Source organism: Kordiimonas aestuarii, assembly GCF_025574465.1.
GTDB lineage: Bacteria > Pseudomonadota > Alphaproteobacteria > Sphingomonadales > Kordiimonadaceae > Kordiimonas > Kordiimonas aestuarii.
Genome location: NZ_JAOBPP010000021.1, coordinates 463,732 through 479,955 on the forward strand (window position 1 = coordinate 463,732; position 16,224 = coordinate 479,955).

At 58.0% G+C, this 16,224-nt stretch carries 13 protein-coding genes and 1 tRNA gene; 6 read left to right on the forward strand and 8 right to left on the reverse strand.

Going from position 1 to position 16,224, the window contains the following annotated elements:
- Positions 1–217: 217 nt before the first annotated feature.
- On the forward strand, positions 218–2,329 hold the full coding sequence (locus tag OEU85_RS14810; protein ID WP_262692287.1) for a sensor histidine kinase: 2,112 nt from the start codon (positions 218–220) through the stop codon (positions 2,327–2,329).
- Positions 2,330–2,424: 95 nt separating this feature from the next.
- Here the strand turns inward: OEU85_RS14810 and OEU85_RS14815 are convergent.
- Positions 2,425–2,501, reverse strand: a tRNA-Arg gene (locus OEU85_RS14815).
- 171 nt (positions 2,502–2,672) lie between these two features.
- Here OEU85_RS14815 and OEU85_RS14820 point away from each other — a divergent pair.
- Positions 2,673–4,208 (forward strand): sensor histidine kinase, encoded by a 1,536-nt coding sequence (locus tag OEU85_RS14820; RefSeq protein WP_262692288.1) that lies wholly within the window; start codon positions 2,673–2,675, stop codon positions 4,206–4,208.
- A 6-nt stretch (positions 4,209–4,214) separates the two neighbouring features.
- Here the strand turns inward: OEU85_RS14820 and OEU85_RS14825 are convergent, their stop codons facing one another.
- On the reverse strand, positions 4,215–4,946 hold the full coding sequence (locus tag OEU85_RS14825; protein WP_262692289.1) for a sulfotransferase-like domain-containing protein: 732 nt from the start codon (positions 4,944–4,946) through the stop codon (positions 4,215–4,217).
- Entirely contained in the window at positions 4,943–5,878 is a 936-nt protein-coding gene (locus tag OEU85_RS14830) for an aminotransferase class IV (RefSeq protein WP_262692290.1), read from the reverse strand. The genes OEU85_RS14825 and OEU85_RS14830 overlap by 4 nt, the downstream gene beginning before the upstream one ends.
- A 70-nt stretch (positions 5,879–5,948) precedes the next feature.
- Here OEU85_RS14830 and OEU85_RS14835 point away from each other — a divergent pair, with 70 nt between their 5' ends.
- The gene (locus OEU85_RS14835; RefSeq protein WP_262692291.1) at positions 5,949–6,758 is read left to right on the forward strand and encodes a thermonuclease family protein; all 810 of its coding nucleotides are present in this window, start codon (positions 5,949–5,951) and stop codon (positions 6,756–6,758) included.
- A gap of 36 nt (positions 6,759–6,794) precedes the next feature.
- Here the strand turns inward: OEU85_RS14835 and OEU85_RS14840 are convergent, their stop codons facing one another.
- The gene (locus OEU85_RS14840) at positions 6,795–7,676 is read right to left on the reverse strand and encodes an RNA polymerase factor sigma-32 (protein WP_262692292.1); all 882 of its coding nucleotides are present in this window, start codon (positions 7,674–7,676) and stop codon (positions 6,795–6,797) included.
- 236 nt (positions 7,677–7,912) lie between these two features.
- Between OEU85_RS14840 and OEU85_RS14845 the strand changes: the two genes are divergently transcribed.
- Positions 7,913–8,296 carry a BlaI/MecI/CopY family transcriptional regulator gene (locus tag OEU85_RS14845; protein WP_262692293.1) on the forward strand — a complete coding sequence of 128 codons (384 nt, stop codon included), beginning with the start codon at positions 7,913–7,915 and terminating at the stop codon, positions 8,294–8,296.
- The gene (locus tag OEU85_RS14850; protein ID WP_262692294.1) at positions 8,286–10,502 is read left to right on the forward strand and encodes a M56 family metallopeptidase; all 2,217 of its coding nucleotides are present in this window, start codon (positions 8,286–8,288) and stop codon (positions 10,500–10,502) included. Before OEU85_RS14845 ends, OEU85_RS14850 begins: the two co-directional genes overlap by 11 nt.
- Positions 10,503–10,594: 92 nt before the next feature.
- Here OEU85_RS14850 and OEU85_RS14855 read toward each other — a convergent pair whose 3' ends face one another.
- Both OEU85_RS14855 and fdxA read right to left on the reverse strand, forming a co-directional pair.
- Entirely contained in the window at positions 10,595–11,095 is a 501-nt protein-coding gene (locus tag OEU85_RS14855) for a CarD family transcriptional regulator (RefSeq protein WP_262692295.1), read from the reverse strand.
- Positions 11,096–11,547: 452 nt separating this feature from the next.
- A complete protein-coding gene (fdxA, locus tag OEU85_RS14860; protein WP_262692296.1) occupies positions 11,548–11,883 on the reverse strand; it encodes a ferredoxin FdxA in 336 nt (111 codons plus the stop codon).
- Between the two features lie 261 nt (positions 11,884–12,144).
- Here fdxA and OEU85_RS14865 point away from each other — a divergent pair, with 261 nt between their 5' ends.
- On the forward strand, positions 12,145–12,639 hold the full coding sequence (locus tag OEU85_RS14865) for a hypothetical protein (RefSeq protein ID WP_262692297.1): 495 nt from the start codon (positions 12,145–12,147) through the stop codon (positions 12,637–12,639).
- Positions 12,640–12,644: 5 nt separating this feature from the next.
- Here the strand turns inward: OEU85_RS14865 and OEU85_RS14870 are convergent, their stop codons facing one another.
- On the reverse strand, positions 12,645–13,055 hold the full coding sequence (locus OEU85_RS14870) for an RNA-binding S4 domain-containing protein (RefSeq protein ID WP_262692298.1): 411 nt from the start codon (positions 13,053–13,055) through the stop codon (positions 12,645–12,647).
- A 9-nt stretch (positions 13,056–13,064) separates the two neighbouring features.
- Positions 13,065–16,142, reverse strand: coding sequence for a helicase-related protein (locus OEU85_RS14875; RefSeq protein WP_262692299.1), 3,078 nt, complete (start codon positions 16,140–16,142; stop codon positions 13,065–13,067).
- Positions 16,143–16,224 lie beyond the last annotated feature (82 nt).

The window sequence follows — 16,224 nt, forward strand, 5'->3', positions numbered from 1 at the left end:
CATCCCTTCACCGGGCGGTCAAAATATGCCCGGGCTTGCTTGGGTTTTGTTTGTTTACAGGGCTTAAGGATTTTTTCACGCTTACTCGCTAAGGTTAACAAGTGCGTAAAATTGTATGCATGAAAGAAATATTACAACGCCCTACCCCTTAATGCTGCGGGCCTCTGGATTACTTTATTAAACTTTATGTAGGCAGGTTCGAGTAATGAGGTGTTTTTTGCGTTTTGGTGCCGTCTTTCCCCTTTACTGCCTCGCCACCTTATATTTTCTGGCCGCTTCTTTTTCGCAGGCACTCGGCGATGAAACACGTCCGGGTGAGGGATCGCCCTCTCACGATCTGTCTCAGTGGTCATTCACGGAAGATGGCGCTTACCGGCTTAAGGATGGATGGCTTGTTTACAGAGGCGCCCTTATTAACCCCCAAAACTTTTCCCGGGCCAGCTGTAAGCTGCAAACGCGCGACGGCGAAAACTTCGAGCGTTATTCCCCCGAGGAGATACAGCTACCCGATGTGTGGGGGCCTGCTTTAACATTCACCACTGAAACCGGGTATGGAAAAGCTACCTATTGCACCTCATTAATTCTGCCGAACACGCATTCCTTCTATGCCATTCGGATAGGCACCCTACGAACCGTCTCGACAATATATGTCCGGTATCTCGATGAACATGGCCAACCCACGTTCATCCGGGTATACCAGAACAAAAATTCGTCAGATCAACTTCCCGAACTCGCCAATAACCCCGCGCCACCCTTGGTTCCGATACCTTACGGTGCAAAACGTGTTTCCGTCATCGCGCAGGTCAGCAATTCGGTCCATAAGCAGGGAGGGTTGATCGAGGTTCCCGTTCTGGACTTGAAGTGGCGCCTGGACGCAAGACAAAACAGGGATACAGCACTTCCAAACGCATTGGTGATCGTGCTTCTCATGATATCAGGCGGCACTGCTGTCATTGGTCTCCGGCAAAAAAAACCGCTTGGGCATATATTGTTCGCGATACTCACCTGCGTCTCGGCCTTACGTGTGCTTTTCGTGAGTGACATAATTTGGGATTATTTTCCCGGTTTTCCGCTTGAGCGGAAATATGATCTTGAGTATCTGACGCTTTTCCTGATCGCGCCCGCTTATTATGCGTTTGTGAGTTTTCTGTTTCGCGGAAAATATTTTGAACGCAAGGATATCGTCATCTACGGAGCTTCCGCGCTTCTTTCCGCCTTCGCGATTTTCATTGCGCCGTTCATGCCACCTGGCACCATTACACTCCTTCGCGAACCGGTGCAGGTTCTGTGGGCAATCGTGGGATTGCAGGTTTCCTACATGGTCATCATCACATATTTCGGCAGCAAACATCGCAGCAAGGAAGCAATCATTGTCGCCGCCGCAGCCCTGGTAATCATCGCATACGAGATTTTATCGGCGGCTGGCGTGATCGAGGCGTCGCTCGAATGGTCGCAATTCCTGATTATTTTGGTAACCCTGATGCATATGCGCGCTTTTGTGGTCAATTCGCGACGGGTCGAGCAGGAACGCGACACACTGACGCAGGATTTACAGGAAGCGAACAAAATCCTCGAAGGCCGCAATGCCATGCTGGACCTTGCTCTGGTGCGAGCGGAAAGCGCCTCGCGTGCAAAAAGCGATTTTCTGGCAACCATGAGTCATGAACTGAGGACGCCGCTAAACGCCATTATCGGTTTTTCCGACTTGATGAAGGAACAGCTTTTCGGGCCGATGGGACAGGCGCGCTACGTTGAATATTCAAAGGATATCAACGATTCCGGTACCCACCTGTTGTCACTCGTGAATGATATCCTGGATCTTTCCCGCATCGAAGCTGGTGCAGAGATCCTCTACGAGAGCGAGATCGACCTTCAGGAAGTTGCCCACTGGGTACTGAAATTGACATCCGGCTTTGCCAGCGAGCGAAACGTGGCCTGTCAGGTTGAAATGTGTGAAAACCTGCCGCTTTTGACAGGAGACGAACGCAAGATCAGGCAGGTCTTTTTCAATCTGGTCACCAATGCCATCAAGTTCAACAAGAAGAACGGTCAGGTAAACATCGCCTTACGCCTTGAGAAGCATTCACTGATTGCCGAAATACGTGACACCGGAATCGGCATCGCGGAGGAAGATATTCCCAAAGCTCTTGAGAGGTTTGGGCAGATCGACAGCGACCTCGACAGAGCCCATGACGGCGTCGGTATTGGCCTGCCACTGGCGCAGGCCATCATTCAGCAACACGGCGGACAGCTTCGCATCTCAAGTACGGTAGGTGTCGGGACAACAGTTCAAGTGAGTTTTCCCGCCGTGCGTTGCGCCGGGCCCTGACGCCGGTCATCATGAAACCGGATAGGCGCGCGCAGCTTTTTCAGTTATCCGGCGCAATACGGGCCACAACGGGAACGACGCCTCATAAGAGAAGCTGGTGACCCCGACTGGATTCGAACCAGTGGCCTACAGATTAGGAATCTGTCGCTCTATCCTGCTGAGCTACGGGGCCGCACCAATGCGGTTTTGATGTACCCTCAAACTGCGCCAACCGTCAACTATCGAACTTGCTCAGTTGTCAAAAGCGTGTTTCGGCCCCTAAGCTGAGGGAAATAATCAGGCTCTTACCATAATTTAACTTTTCCGCCTTAGAGAGTCTTGGGGGGTCGCTAGGGAATGTAGCGTGAATTTTCGCAGGCTTGTTGCACCGGTCTTTCTTGCTGTCGCTGTCAGTATCGCAGCTTTCATGGCGCTTGTATGGTATGCCGCTTCCCGGCAGGATGCCGCCGCGCTACGCGCAGAACGGCAGGTTATCACGCGGGAACTGAGCTCCGTGCACGAAGCCCTCGCGGTCCTCGCCGAGGACAACGCCTGGTGGGACGCTGCTGTCGAAAACATCTATCTGACCGAAAATATAGACTGGATCGATTCCACCCTGGGGGAGTCCGTAATGGGCATCAGCCAGATCCATGGCGTGTTGATCGTCCGGCCCGACAGCACCATGGCCTATGCCAACTTCGCCGCTGCCGTGCCGCCGCCGCACAGCATTCTCGACCAGGGATTAACCGATCTGGTGCAGAATATGACTATAGCCGAGCGACATCTGCCATCGAGCCGGTCGGGCTATCTGCGGGTTGATGGCAGCCTGCTCGCCTTCGGTGCCAGCATGGTTCAGACTGCGGGCGTGAACGACGTGGGCGACTTTACCGGAAAGCGCATGCCGGTGATCGTTTTTGTCGCGGTCGTTGAGCCGCAGGACATAAAAAATATCGGCCAGAATATGGCTGTCGACAAACTGACCCTGACAGATGTGAAGACGGGAACCGACAGCAGGGTAACGATCACCGACTTCAAGGGCGAGGATGCCGCATACCTGACATGGCGGTCCTCCGCGCCGGGCAGCCAGATGGTCCGTTCCATGATTTTGCCCGCCATCATCCTCCTTGGGGTCGTCGGCGTGGCCATGACGCGCTTTTTGCGCCGGGCCGGGCAGCTGGTAACCGAGCTGGCGCGCGCCAACAAGGCAAAATCCGCCTTCCTTGCCTCCACAAGCCACGAGATACGTACACCGCTCAACTCCATCATCGGCTTCACCGAACTGATATCGCTGGAACTCTACGGCAAGGTCGAAGGCGAAAAGAACAAGGAATACCTGCAGCTTATCAAAGACAGTGGCGAGCACCTCCTCTCGATCATCAACGATATCCTCGATATCTCGAAGCTGGAAGCCGAACGCTTTGAGGTTTATGCCGAGAGGGTTGACCCGCGCCAGGTCGTGCGCGCCGCCAGCAAACTTGTATCCGCGGCCGCTAAGGACAAGGGCATCAGGATCGAAACCGACTGCCTGCCTGGCGACACCCTGTCGGATGAACGCATCATGCGTCAGGTCCTGATCAACCTTCTGTCAAACGCCATCAAGTTTACCCCGGCTGGCGGCCACGTGAGCATTACCGGCAAGATCAAGGGCAGATACTATGTGATCGTGATCGAAGACACCGGTGTGGGCATGAACGACAGACAAATCGAAACCGCGCTGTCTCTCTTTGGCCAGATCGACGACAACCTCACCCGCGCACACACCGGCACCGGGCTGGGCCTGCCCCTCGTTACCCGGTTCATGGACCTGCTGAACGGCACCTTTGATATCCGGTCGGCCCCCGGCGTTGGTACCAAGGTGACGATCGCCTTCCTGCTTTTTGAACATGACCCGCATATCTGACCAGCTTCAGAGCCTGTAGCGGCTGAGCGTCTCATAGATCGGCATTGCCGCATCCGCGATCCGTGCCAGATGTGGGGCAAGCACTGGTGTTTCTTCCTTCTTTGGTGCCATAAACCCGGTGGAGGCTTCCACGTTCCTGTACCAGTAAGGCGCCCATACCCCGTCGCTGTCTCGCCGCCCGGCGGGCCAACTGAGCATGGCATCATCAAAGAGGATTCGCAGCGCGGCACATAGTTTCCGCAGCTTGCCCTCGGGGTTCCTGAGCACATCCGCGCTTTCGATCACCGGCGGTGCCTTGCCGAGCTTGTCGGCCTCGCGTTCGAAAATCTCCAGTTGCGCTTCAAGGCCGAGGTCCGTGAGCGTGACCTCTTCCCGGGTTTTCACATAGCTTGCCAGCATCAACCGCGGGTCGCGGATAAGAAAGGCGTGATCAAGGGCTTCGAGCCAGTCCCGCCCCATATCAGGCAGCATGTGGTGGCACATGTGTTTCTGGTAAAAGACAGAGGCACCATCTGGCACTGGTCCGGTCAGCGTTTCGACTATCTGCCGCCAGTCCGTCGACTGTGAGACCAGCACCTCCTCGCGGCCTGGGTGGTCAATGCCTGTCGCTGCCAGATAGGTGGCATAAAGCGGTTCGTCCACCACCACGGTATCGGCACGGTTCTCGAAAGAGCGCATCATCGCGGTCGAGATATTGCGTGGTCCCGACCACATGGCGATGCGGACTGGCGCACTCATGCACCGCGGCCTTTCAGGGCCTCGGCTTCAATGCGCGCCCGGTAAAGCGTACGCAACCGTTCGACCATCGGCCCCGGCATGGCGGCGCCATTTTCGCCAATGGTACGGCCATCCACTTCACCCACGGGCACAAGCCCCGCGAAGGTGCCGGTGACAAAGGCCTCGTCCGCCCCATAAACATCCGTGAGGCTGAAATCACATTCGCGCACCGTAATGCCTGCGTCCCGCGCCAGGGTCAGCACCATGCGGCGCGTGATGCCACCAAGGCAATAGCGTCCGCTTGATGTCCAGACCTCGCCCTCGCGCACGATGAAAAAATGTGTGCTGTTACAGGTGGCGACAAAGCCATGCGGGTCCAGCATCAATGCTTCATCCGCCCCGGCCTTTGTTGCCTGGATACAGGCCGTGATACAGTTCAGCTTGGAATGGCTGTTCAGCTTCGGGTCCTGTACATCGGGGTAACCACGCCGCACATGTGCGGTGAAAAGGCGGATGCCACGGTCGAGCGTCGCCTTCATCGGGGCCTTGAATTCCGGGATGATAACAATGGTGGCAGGGCTGATCGTAACCCGTGGGTCCTGATAGGGCGTGGCCTTGATGCCGCGCGTGACCATCAGGCGGATATGCACCCCGTCATGCATCTTGTTGGCATCCAGCGTTTCATAAAGCCGGGCGACAAGCGCCTGTTTGCTGATCCCGATGTCCATATCGATGGCTTTGGCCCCTTCAAAAAGGCGCTTCATATGGGCCTCCAGGAAGACGATTACGCCATTATGGACCCGAAGGCCCTCCCAGACGCCGTCACCAAGGATATAGCCACTGTCAAACACAGACACCTTTGCCTCGTCGCGCGGGTAAAGCTCGCCCCCGATATTGATCAGGATATCGCGGTTGCGCGGGTCGTCTTCATAATCATGGGTACCATGGGCCAAGGCAGTTTCTCTTTCTTGTCAAAAGTAGCAATTGGTGAGACTCTGAACCCACCTTTGGGGAGAATGAAACATGCTCCGACTGCTTGCAATCCTGTTTCTATGTTTTGGTGCAACACCTGCTTTCGCGCAGGCGCTTGATACCGCGACGCTCAAGCCCTGTGGCGATACCGTAGCAGGCGAGGCAATAGGCGGCGCGCGCTTCAAGTCGGCCGAAGGCCAGATCATCAAGATTGCCCTGGTGAAAGCGCCGGAACTGTGGGAGCCGGGTGCGGCCTATACCAGCTGGCCGCACAGCATTGACGCCAAAAAAGCGCTGGACGCGAAAGTGCGCGGCAAAACGGTCACCCTGTATTGTGAAGGCCCCAAAACCAATCGGCTTGGCGAACTGGTCGCCCATGTCATCATGCCGGATGGCGGCTGGCTCGCGCTTGAACTCATCAGTGAAGGCCATGTCTTTGTTTTCCCCGGTGCCACCAGGCGTCAGGGCCTGCCCACACTTTTTGCCGCCGAGGAAGTGGCACGAGCAGCAAAAAAAGGCCTGTGGAATTATCGCAACCTTGTCCCGGTCGAGGCGCTCGGCAATGGCGCCAAGGCGGGCTGGTTCCAGATTGTACGGGGCCGGGTCGTAGAGGTAGGCGTGGTACGCGGTACCTATTTTCTGAACTTTGGCGAGGACTGGCGCACCGATTTCACCATCGAGATACCGCCGCTTGTCGCCCGCCAGTTTACGCAATTGAATATCGACCCGACGAGCCTGCAGGGCAAGTTGGTGGAGGGCCGCGGCTGGATTGATTTCAAATCGGGACCACGGCTGTTGTTGCAGGGACCGGGGCAGCTCAGAATGCTTGACGACGGTGAAAACAAAAGCCAGCCCGACTAGGCTGGCCTTCTACCACGTTGCAATGCATCCGCCGGCCTAGCCGCCGGCAAGGCCCGCCAGTTCCGGATCGCCCACATCGGCCATCAGCGCCTGCCTGAGCTTGCCAAGCGCCTGCGCCTCCAATTGACGCACACGTTCCTTGGAAATGCCAAGCTGCGTGCCAAGCACGGCAAGGGTCACACCGTCTTCCCGCAGCTGACGCTCGCGGATGATATAGCTTTCCCGCTCGGTCAAATGGCCCATGGCTTTTTCAATCAGTGCAGCTTTTTTGGTACCGTCGTGGCTCTCCATGTAGATCTGGTCCGGTCGCGGTGTATCGCTGACGAGCAGGTCCTGCCATTCCTGTGCACTTTCATCCGCCACCGGGGCATTGAGTGAACGGTCAACGCCGGAAAGGCGACCCTCCATGGCCTCCACGTCCCTGAGGCGCACGCCCATTTCATCCGCGATCTGGTTTCTGGCACCCATGGATAGCGGCCGGTCAGGGTCCACACCCATGCGGGCTTTCAGGCGCTTGAGGTTAAAAAAGAGTGCCTTGTGCGCGCTTGTGGTGCCGGTGCGCACAATGGACCAGTTCCTCAGAACATAATCCTGCACGGCGGCACGAACCCACCAGCTGGCATAGGTTGAAAAACGCACATCGCGTTCCGGTTCAAAACGGTAGCCGGCCTCCATCAGGCCGACGGTTCCTTCCTGAATAAGATCAGCGACCGGCAACCCATAGTGCCGGTAGCGACTTGCCGCGGCAATCGCCAAGCGCAGGTGCGCTTCGGTCAAGCGCTTCAGCGCCCGTTCGTCTCGTTCCATCTGCCACGCCAGCGCCAGCTCGGCTTCTTCTTCCCGGTCCAGCATCGGCGCTCGCATCGCGAAACGAATCAAGCGGCGATCTTCCCCAGTGGCCCAGTTTCCTCGGCTCACTCTCACCTCCCAATTTTTAATGACCTTGATTAATGTAGTGCATTATGACGAGTTTTTTTGCGCAATGCAGCAACTTTTTCACGCCAGTGCGATAAAATCGATGTGAGGGTCGGGATTCCGCAGGATCGGGCATTTTTTTGCCGACGCCTGACACCTGGCTCCCGCTCGAATTTTATTGATTACGTCTGTAAACATTATGCTTGCTTTTATCGATTACATGTGTAAACGTGAGACTCATGAGCGAGGATAAAAAACAGATCAGCATAGCTGAAAGCAAGGTGATGGAAGCGCTTTGGCGCGCCTATCCCTTAAGCGCGGAGGATGTCACCACTGACGTCGCCGCAGAACATAACTGGAGCGTGGGCACCGTCAAGTCCCTGCTGAACCGCCTGTTGTCAAAGGGCGCGATCTCGGCAGAGAAGGATGGCCGCCGCTACCTCTATACCCCGGTCCTGAGCCACGACGACTATATGACCCGCGAGGGGCAGGGCGTGCTTGACCGTCTTTTCGATGGTCGGGTTTCCGCCATGCTGACGCATTTTTCCCGGCATGAAAAATTGAGCGGCGATGACATCGCCGAGCTGAAGAAACTGATCAAGGAGCTGGACAATGACGAGTGATTTTTTTGACCTCATGGTACAGGCCGCCATCGGCACCAGCGCCGCCATGCTTCTTGTCCTGGTGCTCCGGCGTCGCGCCCATGCGGCATTTGGTGCCCGCACGGCCTATGCCCTGTGGCTGATTGTTCCCATCGCCATGATCGCCAGTCTCCTGCCCGCTGACTTCGTTGTCACCGACAGCGCCCCCAAGGCAGAGCGCCGCGCACCAGTGGTAGAGGTCCCAGCGCTTACCGACAACGACGCACCGGCACCCTTGACAGAAACACGGCCCAAAACCGGCACCACGGCCCAAAAAGCGCTAACACGGACCAATGCAGCCGCCCCCACCGTTCCTGATGGTTGGCTCATGGTGCTCTGGCTCGCGGGGACCTGTGCAAGCCTCGGTGCCCTTGCCTATGGCCAGCGCCGTTTCATGCGCCGTCATGGCCTCCGGGCCCGTACCAACACATTGCGGGTATCGCGCCACGCCGATGTCGGGCCAGCCGTGCTTGGCTTCATGACTCCGCGCATTGTGGTGCCAACCGATTTTCGCGACGCCTATAACCGGCTGGAACGCCGGCTTATTCTGGCCCACGAACAGGCCCATATTCGCGCAGGCGATATGCAGACAAATGCGCTGGCCATCGCCATCCGCAGCCTTAACTGGTTCAACCCGCTGGCTTATATCGCCTACGGCCTTTTCCGCGCCGATCAGGAAATGGCATGCGACGAACGCGTGATGCGCCGCTTTGGCCAGCACCGTCGCCTCTATGCCGAAACGCTCTTGAAATCCCAGCTGATGGGCGAACGGGCACCGCTTGGCTGTTCATGGTTCGGCGATACTCGTCACCCGCTGAAGGACCGCGTGGCCAAGCTGGCCCGGCGCGAACTGAGCCCGGCGCGGCGTATGCTGGGTGTTACCCTGTTGCTTGGCGCCACCAGCCTGAGCGGCATGGCCGCCTGGGCAACGCTGGCGACACAGGTGATTTATATCGAGGGCGATAATACCGCTGGGCGCCTTGCACAGGCTGACAGTTTTATCAGCCCCGACATGGACACGGGCGGCGACAGCACAGCACAACAGGACCCACTGAAGGCAGCGCAAGGGGCCGCCCTTGTGGACGCCATCATGGAACGGCGCCGCGATCACGCCAGAGCCTTTCTGAAGGCTGGCGTGGATGTGAACTATCACCGCAAGGGAGACGGGACGCCGCTCTCCGTGGCCGTGCTGGTGCGCGACCGGGAGATGGTGGACATGCTCATCAAGGCTGGCGCAGACGTGAACAAGCCCGCGCTTGGCGACGGCACGCCGCTTCTCGTTGCAGCGCGCAACCGCGACGCCGCAATGGTCGCAACCCTTCTTGAGGCCGGCGCGGACGTCAATGGCTATTCGCCGGGCGACGGCACGGCACTGATTGCTGCCGCACGCAGCGGCGACAAGGCGGTGGTTGAACAGTTGCTAAAGGCTGGCGCCAAGGTAAACCAGGTAGCGCCCGGAGACGGCACAGCCCTTCTGGCTGCAATCGAGAGAGACGACCCGGCCATCATGGAAATGCTGATGGCCGCGGGGGCGGACCTCAATATGGTTGCGCCCGGCGACGGTACCGCGCTTACCATGGCAGCACAGATGAGCCACGACCGCGTGCTCGATCGTCTCATCAAGCTCGGCGCTGACGTGAACAAGGCCGCGCCAGGCGACGGTACACCCCTTCTGGTGGCGGCGCGAAACGGAGATACCGCCATCGTGAAGAAGCTGCTTGCTGCCGGGGCGGACATCGACGGCTATTCGCCCGGTGACGGTACGGCCTTGATCGCCGCCGTGCAGGCGTCCGACCAGGCGATGATCGAGCTGCTGCTCGAGGCCGGGGCCGATGTCAACAAGGCCGCACCCGGGGACGGCAATGCCCTCATCATGGCTGCCGCTGTCGGCGACCTTGCCATAGTCAAACGGCTGATGGACGCAGGGGCGGATGTGAACGGCTTTGTCCTTGGCGACGAGACCCCGCTCATCACCGCCTCCCGTGCCGGTCACCTTGAGGTTGTGGAATATCTGATCAGCAAAGGCGCGAATGTAAACGCCCGGGTGCCCGCAGGACAGGACTGGCAGCGCAGAAGCGAACGGTACCGCAGCCCGCTTGGGCAGGCGCTCAGGTATGAGCATAACGATATCGCCGACTATCTGCGCGAAAAGGGCGCGACCGAACCCAAGGAGCCGGAAGACCGCTAACCCCGCCAACTGCCCGCATCCGCACCCCAAACAAAAAACCCGCCTCAAGTTGAGGCGGGTTTTCTTTGAACGTCTTGAAAGACGGGCAGGCTTTATGCTGCCAGTTCTTTCTCAAGCTTCACCATCGCGGCTGCTTCGTCGATATCCTCGACAGCGGCAAGCTCACGCGCGAGACGGCCAAGAGCCGATTCGTAAATCTGGCGTTCGCTGTAGGACTGCTCAGGCTGGTCGGCACCGCGGTGCAGGTCACGAACGACCTCCGCGATGGAAACCAGATCACCGGAGTTGATCTTTGCTTCATATTCCTGTGCCCGACGGCTCCACATCGTGCGCTTGATCCGAGCCTTGCCCTTGAGCGTGGTGAACGCTTCCTTGAGCGTGGCATCGTTGGACAGACGGCGCATACCGCTGGCTTCCGCCTTGCCGGTCGGCACCCGCAGGGTCATGCGCTCTTTTTCAAAACGAATCACATAAAGTTCGAGCTTGAGGCCAGCAATTTCCTGGACTTCAAGTTCCGTGACCCGGCCCACGCCGTGCTTGGGGTAAACGATGTAATCACCGACTGCAAAGGGATGTTTACTGGATTTTGCCATAGTGGTTCTATGTCCTTCTTATCTAAAACAGGCACGCCTGGCTGGGTCAGGCCTGCCGGCTATATAAATTGGGCCCCCGCTGGGCACGGTCCTCGCGTGGCAGATGCCTGCAGAGGCCGCGGAAACCCTTGAGAAAAGCTGCAACTCACGCTTTTCTGTCAAACTGCGTCAAAAAAAGCCTTGCACCGCCCCGTTCAGGGAGGCACAGTCAGGCCTCAAATCAGCTTCTTCAATTTTCGGCGGTCCAGCCACCACGCGCTCACCCGTTTGCCGCAAACAGGTCGCGCAATCCCTTCTTGTAACACAAAATTAGTAATTTTTACAGTCTAATTACGCGTTTTTGGCTCTATCGCTGAATTTCGCGACGATCTGACGCAACAAAAAAGCCGGGCAAAGACCCGGCTTTCTCAGTAAGCAGTTGATGCTCAAGCAATATTATTGCGGCATATGCCCTAGTTTCCCGAGCCCGGATTTGGCGAGAAATGGGCCATCTTGCCTTCCTTGTCTTTCCAGTCGTCGGCATCGGCCGGCTGCTCACCCTTCACGGTGATGTTCGGCCATTCTTCGGAATATTTGGTATTGAGCTCAAGCCATTCTTCCATGCCGTCTTCGGTATCGGGCAGGATGGCTTCGGCCGGGCACTCTGGCTCGCACACGCCGCAGTCAATGCATTCATTGGGGTTGATCACGAGCATGTTTTCACCCTCGTAGAAACAGTCAACCGGGCAGACCTCGACACAGTCCATGAATTTACATTTGATGCAGGCCTCAGTGACAACATAGGTCATGAGCGTCTCCTTATATTCCGCAACAGGGGAAAACATTCATTTTCGCTTAATTGGCTTTATGCCGAAAAGCGAAAGCCGGGGCAACGCCTTTATCTGCAATAGATTCTTATGTGCACAAAATGTTTAGCTTACGATCGGAGGCTTAGTCCCAGTCCTTCAGCTTGTCTGTGGCGCGGCGGTCGGCTTTGCAGCAGTTCCCGCGACCACTAGCCACCGGCAAATTGGCTAGCGCGCTGAACCGAAGATCAGTATCGTTGCGCTATGAGAAAAATTGTCGATACAGCAACAGAGCTGTGCAGGGCCATACCGCTAAAGCTGGTCTGGCTCTTGATCTTGGTTTCACTCCCGTTACGTTGGACGATCCTTGACCTTTTTCTCACTGCATACATGCTCAGTTGGCCGCTGGCACTGAGCCACAGCATCTCACGTCTTTATCCTGAAACGGCAAAGCGACATTCCACACCATTGCTAGCTGCCCCGCTGGGACTGATGACTTGTTTGCTGCCTGCACACTATTTTTTTCCAACACCAACTGAATCCGTAACCGAGGCGCTGGGACCCGTGATCGTTGTAATGGGGTTGGCAGCCTATTTTATCGGCCTCTGGAAACTGGCAAGTATCCTCGTGAGCCTTGAGAAGAACCCAGGCACTCCCCCACGGGATACTTTCTCAACTTTCTTTGCGCTTTTTTATCACCTCTTCGGCGGCAGCGTGTGGATTAACATCCCGGCGCGTGCGGTCAATCCGGAGATATAGCCAGCCTAACGCTCCTCGCCCTTCGCCATCAGCTTGTCTGTGGCGCGGCGGTCGGCTTTGGTGGGGCGGCCGCTGCCTGCTTCGCGTACCGCAACGGCGGTCTTGCGTTCTTCCTTGAGAGCTTCTTTTTGTGCCTCAATGGGCGAGAGGTCATCATAAAGCGCCTGCGCTTCGGTGGCGGGGCCCCGGCGGGTGCCGAGCGCGAGGATTTTCACCACGCGGATATGCGGGCCTTGGGGGAAGGTCAGCACCTGGCCCGTGCGTACAGTGACAGACGCCTTGGCGGCGATAGTGCCGTCAACGCGCACCTTGCGGGCCTTGCAAACCGTTGAAGCGATGGAGCGGGACCGAAAAAACCGGGCATGCCAGAGCCATTTATCCAGCCTGATCTGCCCGGTCTCGAGATTTTCAGCCATAAGACGCGGCTATTTTTTCTTCTGCAGGCTTTCTTTCAGACCTGCGAGTGCCGCGAACGGCGAATCGGGGTCCGCCTGCTTTTCCTTGCGGGGCGGGCGGGCGGTGTGCACACGCGGGCCCTGCGGCTTGCCGCCCTTGCCCTTTGGTCCCTTACCACGCGGGCGGTCAGCTTTTGCACGGTCGCCTTTAGGGCGATCGCCCTGACGGTCACCACGATCACCCCGCTCACCGGGCTTGCCGCCACGGCGGCCTTCGCCTGCCGGGCGGGCCTTGCGCTTGGGCGCCCACGCGAAGAAGTAACGCTCAACAAGCTCTTCCTCGCCGGTTTCGGCGTCCGCAGCGGCGACATTCTCTGCCGCACCGTCAGCCTTTTCGGCAACATCGGTAGCGTCACTAACTTCAGCGACAGGTGCTTCGGCGGGCGCTTCGGCAGGCGCAACGTCCACGGGCTTCGGCTCTTCCGCTTTGGCGACTTCAGTCTCGGCCTCGCCGGTCTTGGCGTCTTCAGGCTTGGCCTCAGGCGCAGGGGCCTCTGCCACTGCTTCGGTTTTTGCTTCAGCTTCCGCCGCCACTTCAGCGGCGGGCGCGGCAGCGTCGTCTGGCTTGGCGTCCGTGCCTTCTGCTGCGGTTTCATCCTTGGCAGGTGCTTCTTCCTTGGCAGCGGGGGCCACTTTGCGCACTTCGTTCTTGTAGCCCGCAGCCTGCATCACTTCGGCAAAGTCTTCGCCTGACAAGCCAACAAGCCCCATGATCTCCGGCGTGACTTCAAACCAGTCACCGCCCTGACCCATGGGCCGCACGGCGTCGGCGAGACGCTCCAGCATGTCCATGCGTACGGCTTTTTTGCCGCACACCTGAAAACCTGCCATCTCATAGAACTCACGCGGGGCCGTCGCTTCGGTCTCAACCCAGACCATGCCGGGGGTTGGCAAGGTTGGCAGCGCCGTCAGCTTGCCGGCCATTGCCCACATCATCAGCCTGAGCTCATTGGCATGCGGCTTGAGAATAACAGGGATATAAAGCGAGCTGGCACCAATGCGGATACCAAAGCGGCGCAAGCCTTTGCGGGCGTCCTGGTCAAGCTGGCGCAGGTCACCATCCACCAGCGAACGCGAAATCACGCCGTAGTTTTCCAGCAGGCGGTACGCCACGCCCCGGGCAAGCCCGCTGAGCGGCGCGGCACCTTCAGGTGCTTGGGTATCGCCGTTAAGCTCACCAGCCAGCTTCATCAGTGGCTCAAGCTTTTCAGCGATGCGGCTATCAAGCCATTCCTGCGCTTTTTCCCGCACGAGGTCAGCATTGTCACCCTGCAGCAAAGTTGAGGCCACCAGCTTCACACGCGGCGCAAACAGGGCGCCACTGTCGTGCAGGGTCGCGATGGGCGCGCCCTCCCACACCAGCTTGGGATACGCGAGGCCTTCCGAAAAATCGAAGCCCAGCGTCTTGTAGCCCACATTGGCAAACAGTTTGGCCCGGCGGGTCAGTTCCACCTGCAAGGCCGCTTCGGCTGCTGCTTTCAGGGTCTTCTGGTCGTCACGAGCGGCGCCCGGCTCGACACGGAAGGAAAATCCATTCAGTTCACCGATCTCGTGTCCTTCGACCGAAACCTGGTTTGTCTCTTCATCAATGCTCACGCTAAGTTCGCCCCTATGCCTGAGCGAGCGCATGAGAACAGCCGTTCGCCTGTCCACAAAACGCTGGGTTAATTTTTCATGCAGCGCGTCGGACAAACGGTCCTCGACACTGCGCGTTACATGGGCCCAATGGGCCGCATCCTTGAGCCAGCCTTTCCGGTGCGAAACGTACGTCCAAATCCGGATACTGGCAATTCGACCGGCCAAGGTATCTATATCGCCGCTTGTATTGTCAAGGCGCTTAACCTGCCGGGCAATCCAATCATGCGGGATTGTGCCCCCAGGACCCATCAGATCGACATAAATACGACGTAGAAGGGATATATGGTCATCGTGTGACAATTTCCGGAAATCCGGAATTTGGCAGACATTCCAAAGCCTTTCGACCGCCTCGGGGTGTGCGGCAAGGCCGGATATCTCATCGTCTTCCGCCAAACGCTTGAGGGCAACGAGGTCGATCGCATCGCGCGTGCGGTGCAGCCCCTCCGTGCTCGCCGGGGCCTCAAGCGCACGCACGAGCCGCGGAATCGTTGCAAAATCAAGCCGGTGATTCCGCCAATACAGCCGTTTGACGGGGCCAAACTGATGCTCCTCGATCTGCGCGACCATGAGGGGGTCCATCAGCTCCCCGCCCGTAAGCGTGGTGAAGGTGCCGTCCTTCTTGTAACGTCCGGCGCGGCCCGCGATTTGAGCGGCCTCAGCCGCTGTCAGCTCGCGGTAACTGCGACCGTCAAATTTCGAAAGCCCGGCAAACGACACATGGCCGATATCAAGGTTCAGCCCCATGCCGATAGCGTCGGTGGCGACCAGATGATCGACCTCGCCGCTCAGGTACATGTCCACCTGTGCATTGCGTGTGCGGGGGCTGAGCGCGCCCATGACAATCGCCGCGCCTCCCTTTTGCCGGCGGATGAGCTCCGCCATGCCGTATACATCAGCCGAGGAAAAGCCTACCACGGCCGAGCGCCGCGGCAGGCGTGACAGCTTGTTTGGCTTGACCGCCTTGAGTTCCGAGAAGCGCGGGCGGGAGATAATCTCGGCCTCAGGGATCAGGCGGCGCACCACATGGCGCATGGTGTCTGCGCCCAGAAGCAGGGTTTCATGTGTGCCGCGACTGTGCAGCAGGTGTTCGGTGAAGATATGGCCGCGCTGCGCGTCGGCGGCCATCTGGATCTCGTCAAGCGCGACAAAATCCGCGACCGCATGGCGCGGCATGGCTTCAGCGGTACACAGGAAATAGCGCGCACCCTCAGGCACGACGCGTTCCTCGCCGGTCACGAGCGCCACCTGGTTTTTGCCTTTGACCGCCACGACGCGGTCATACACCTCCCGCGCAAGCAGCCTGAGCGGGAAGCCCATGACGCCTGAGGCATAGCCCATCATACGCTCCACCGCATAATGGGTTTTACCCGTATTGGTGGGGCCGAGAACCGCCTTGATGATGCCAGCCATAAAAACGCCTAACAGTGACTTAATAGTAAAGTTTTAGATAACGGTTCCCCGTTCAAAAGTGAAACCCTATAATCATTATTAA

Coding starts and splice junctions, on each gene's coding strand:
- OEU85_RS14845 (WP_262692293.1), top strand. CDS start 7,913: ATGAGCGAGGATAAAAAACAGATCAGCATAGCTGAAAGCAAGGTGATG.
- OEU85_RS14825 (WP_262692289.1), bottom strand. CDS start 4,946: ATGAGTGCGCCAGTCCGCATCGCCATGTGGTCGGGACCACGCAATATC.
- OEU85_RS14870 (WP_262692298.1), bottom strand. CDS start 13,055: ATGGCTGAAAATCTCGAGACCGGGCAGATCAGGCTGGATAAATGGCTC.
- OEU85_RS14865 (WP_262692297.1), top strand. CDS start 12,145: ATGAGAAAAATTGTCGATACAGCAACAGAGCTGTGCAGGGCCATACCG.
- OEU85_RS14850 (WP_262692294.1), top strand. CDS start 8,286: ATGACGAGTGATTTTTTTGACCTCATGGTACAGGCCGCCATCGGCACC.
- OEU85_RS14855 (WP_262692295.1), bottom strand. CDS start 11,095: ATGGCAAAATCCAGTAAACATCCCTTTGCAGTCGGTGATTACATCGTT.
- fdxA (WP_262692296.1), bottom strand. CDS start 11,883: ATGACCTATGTTGTCACTGAGGCCTGCATCAAATGTAAATTCATGGAC.
- OEU85_RS14875 (WP_262692299.1), bottom strand. CDS start 16,142: ATGGCTGGCATCATCAAGGCGGTTCTCGGCCCCACCAATACGGGTAAA.
- OEU85_RS14835 (WP_262692291.1), top strand. CDS start 5,949: ATGCTCCGACTGCTTGCAATCCTGTTTCTATGTTTTGGTGCAACACCT.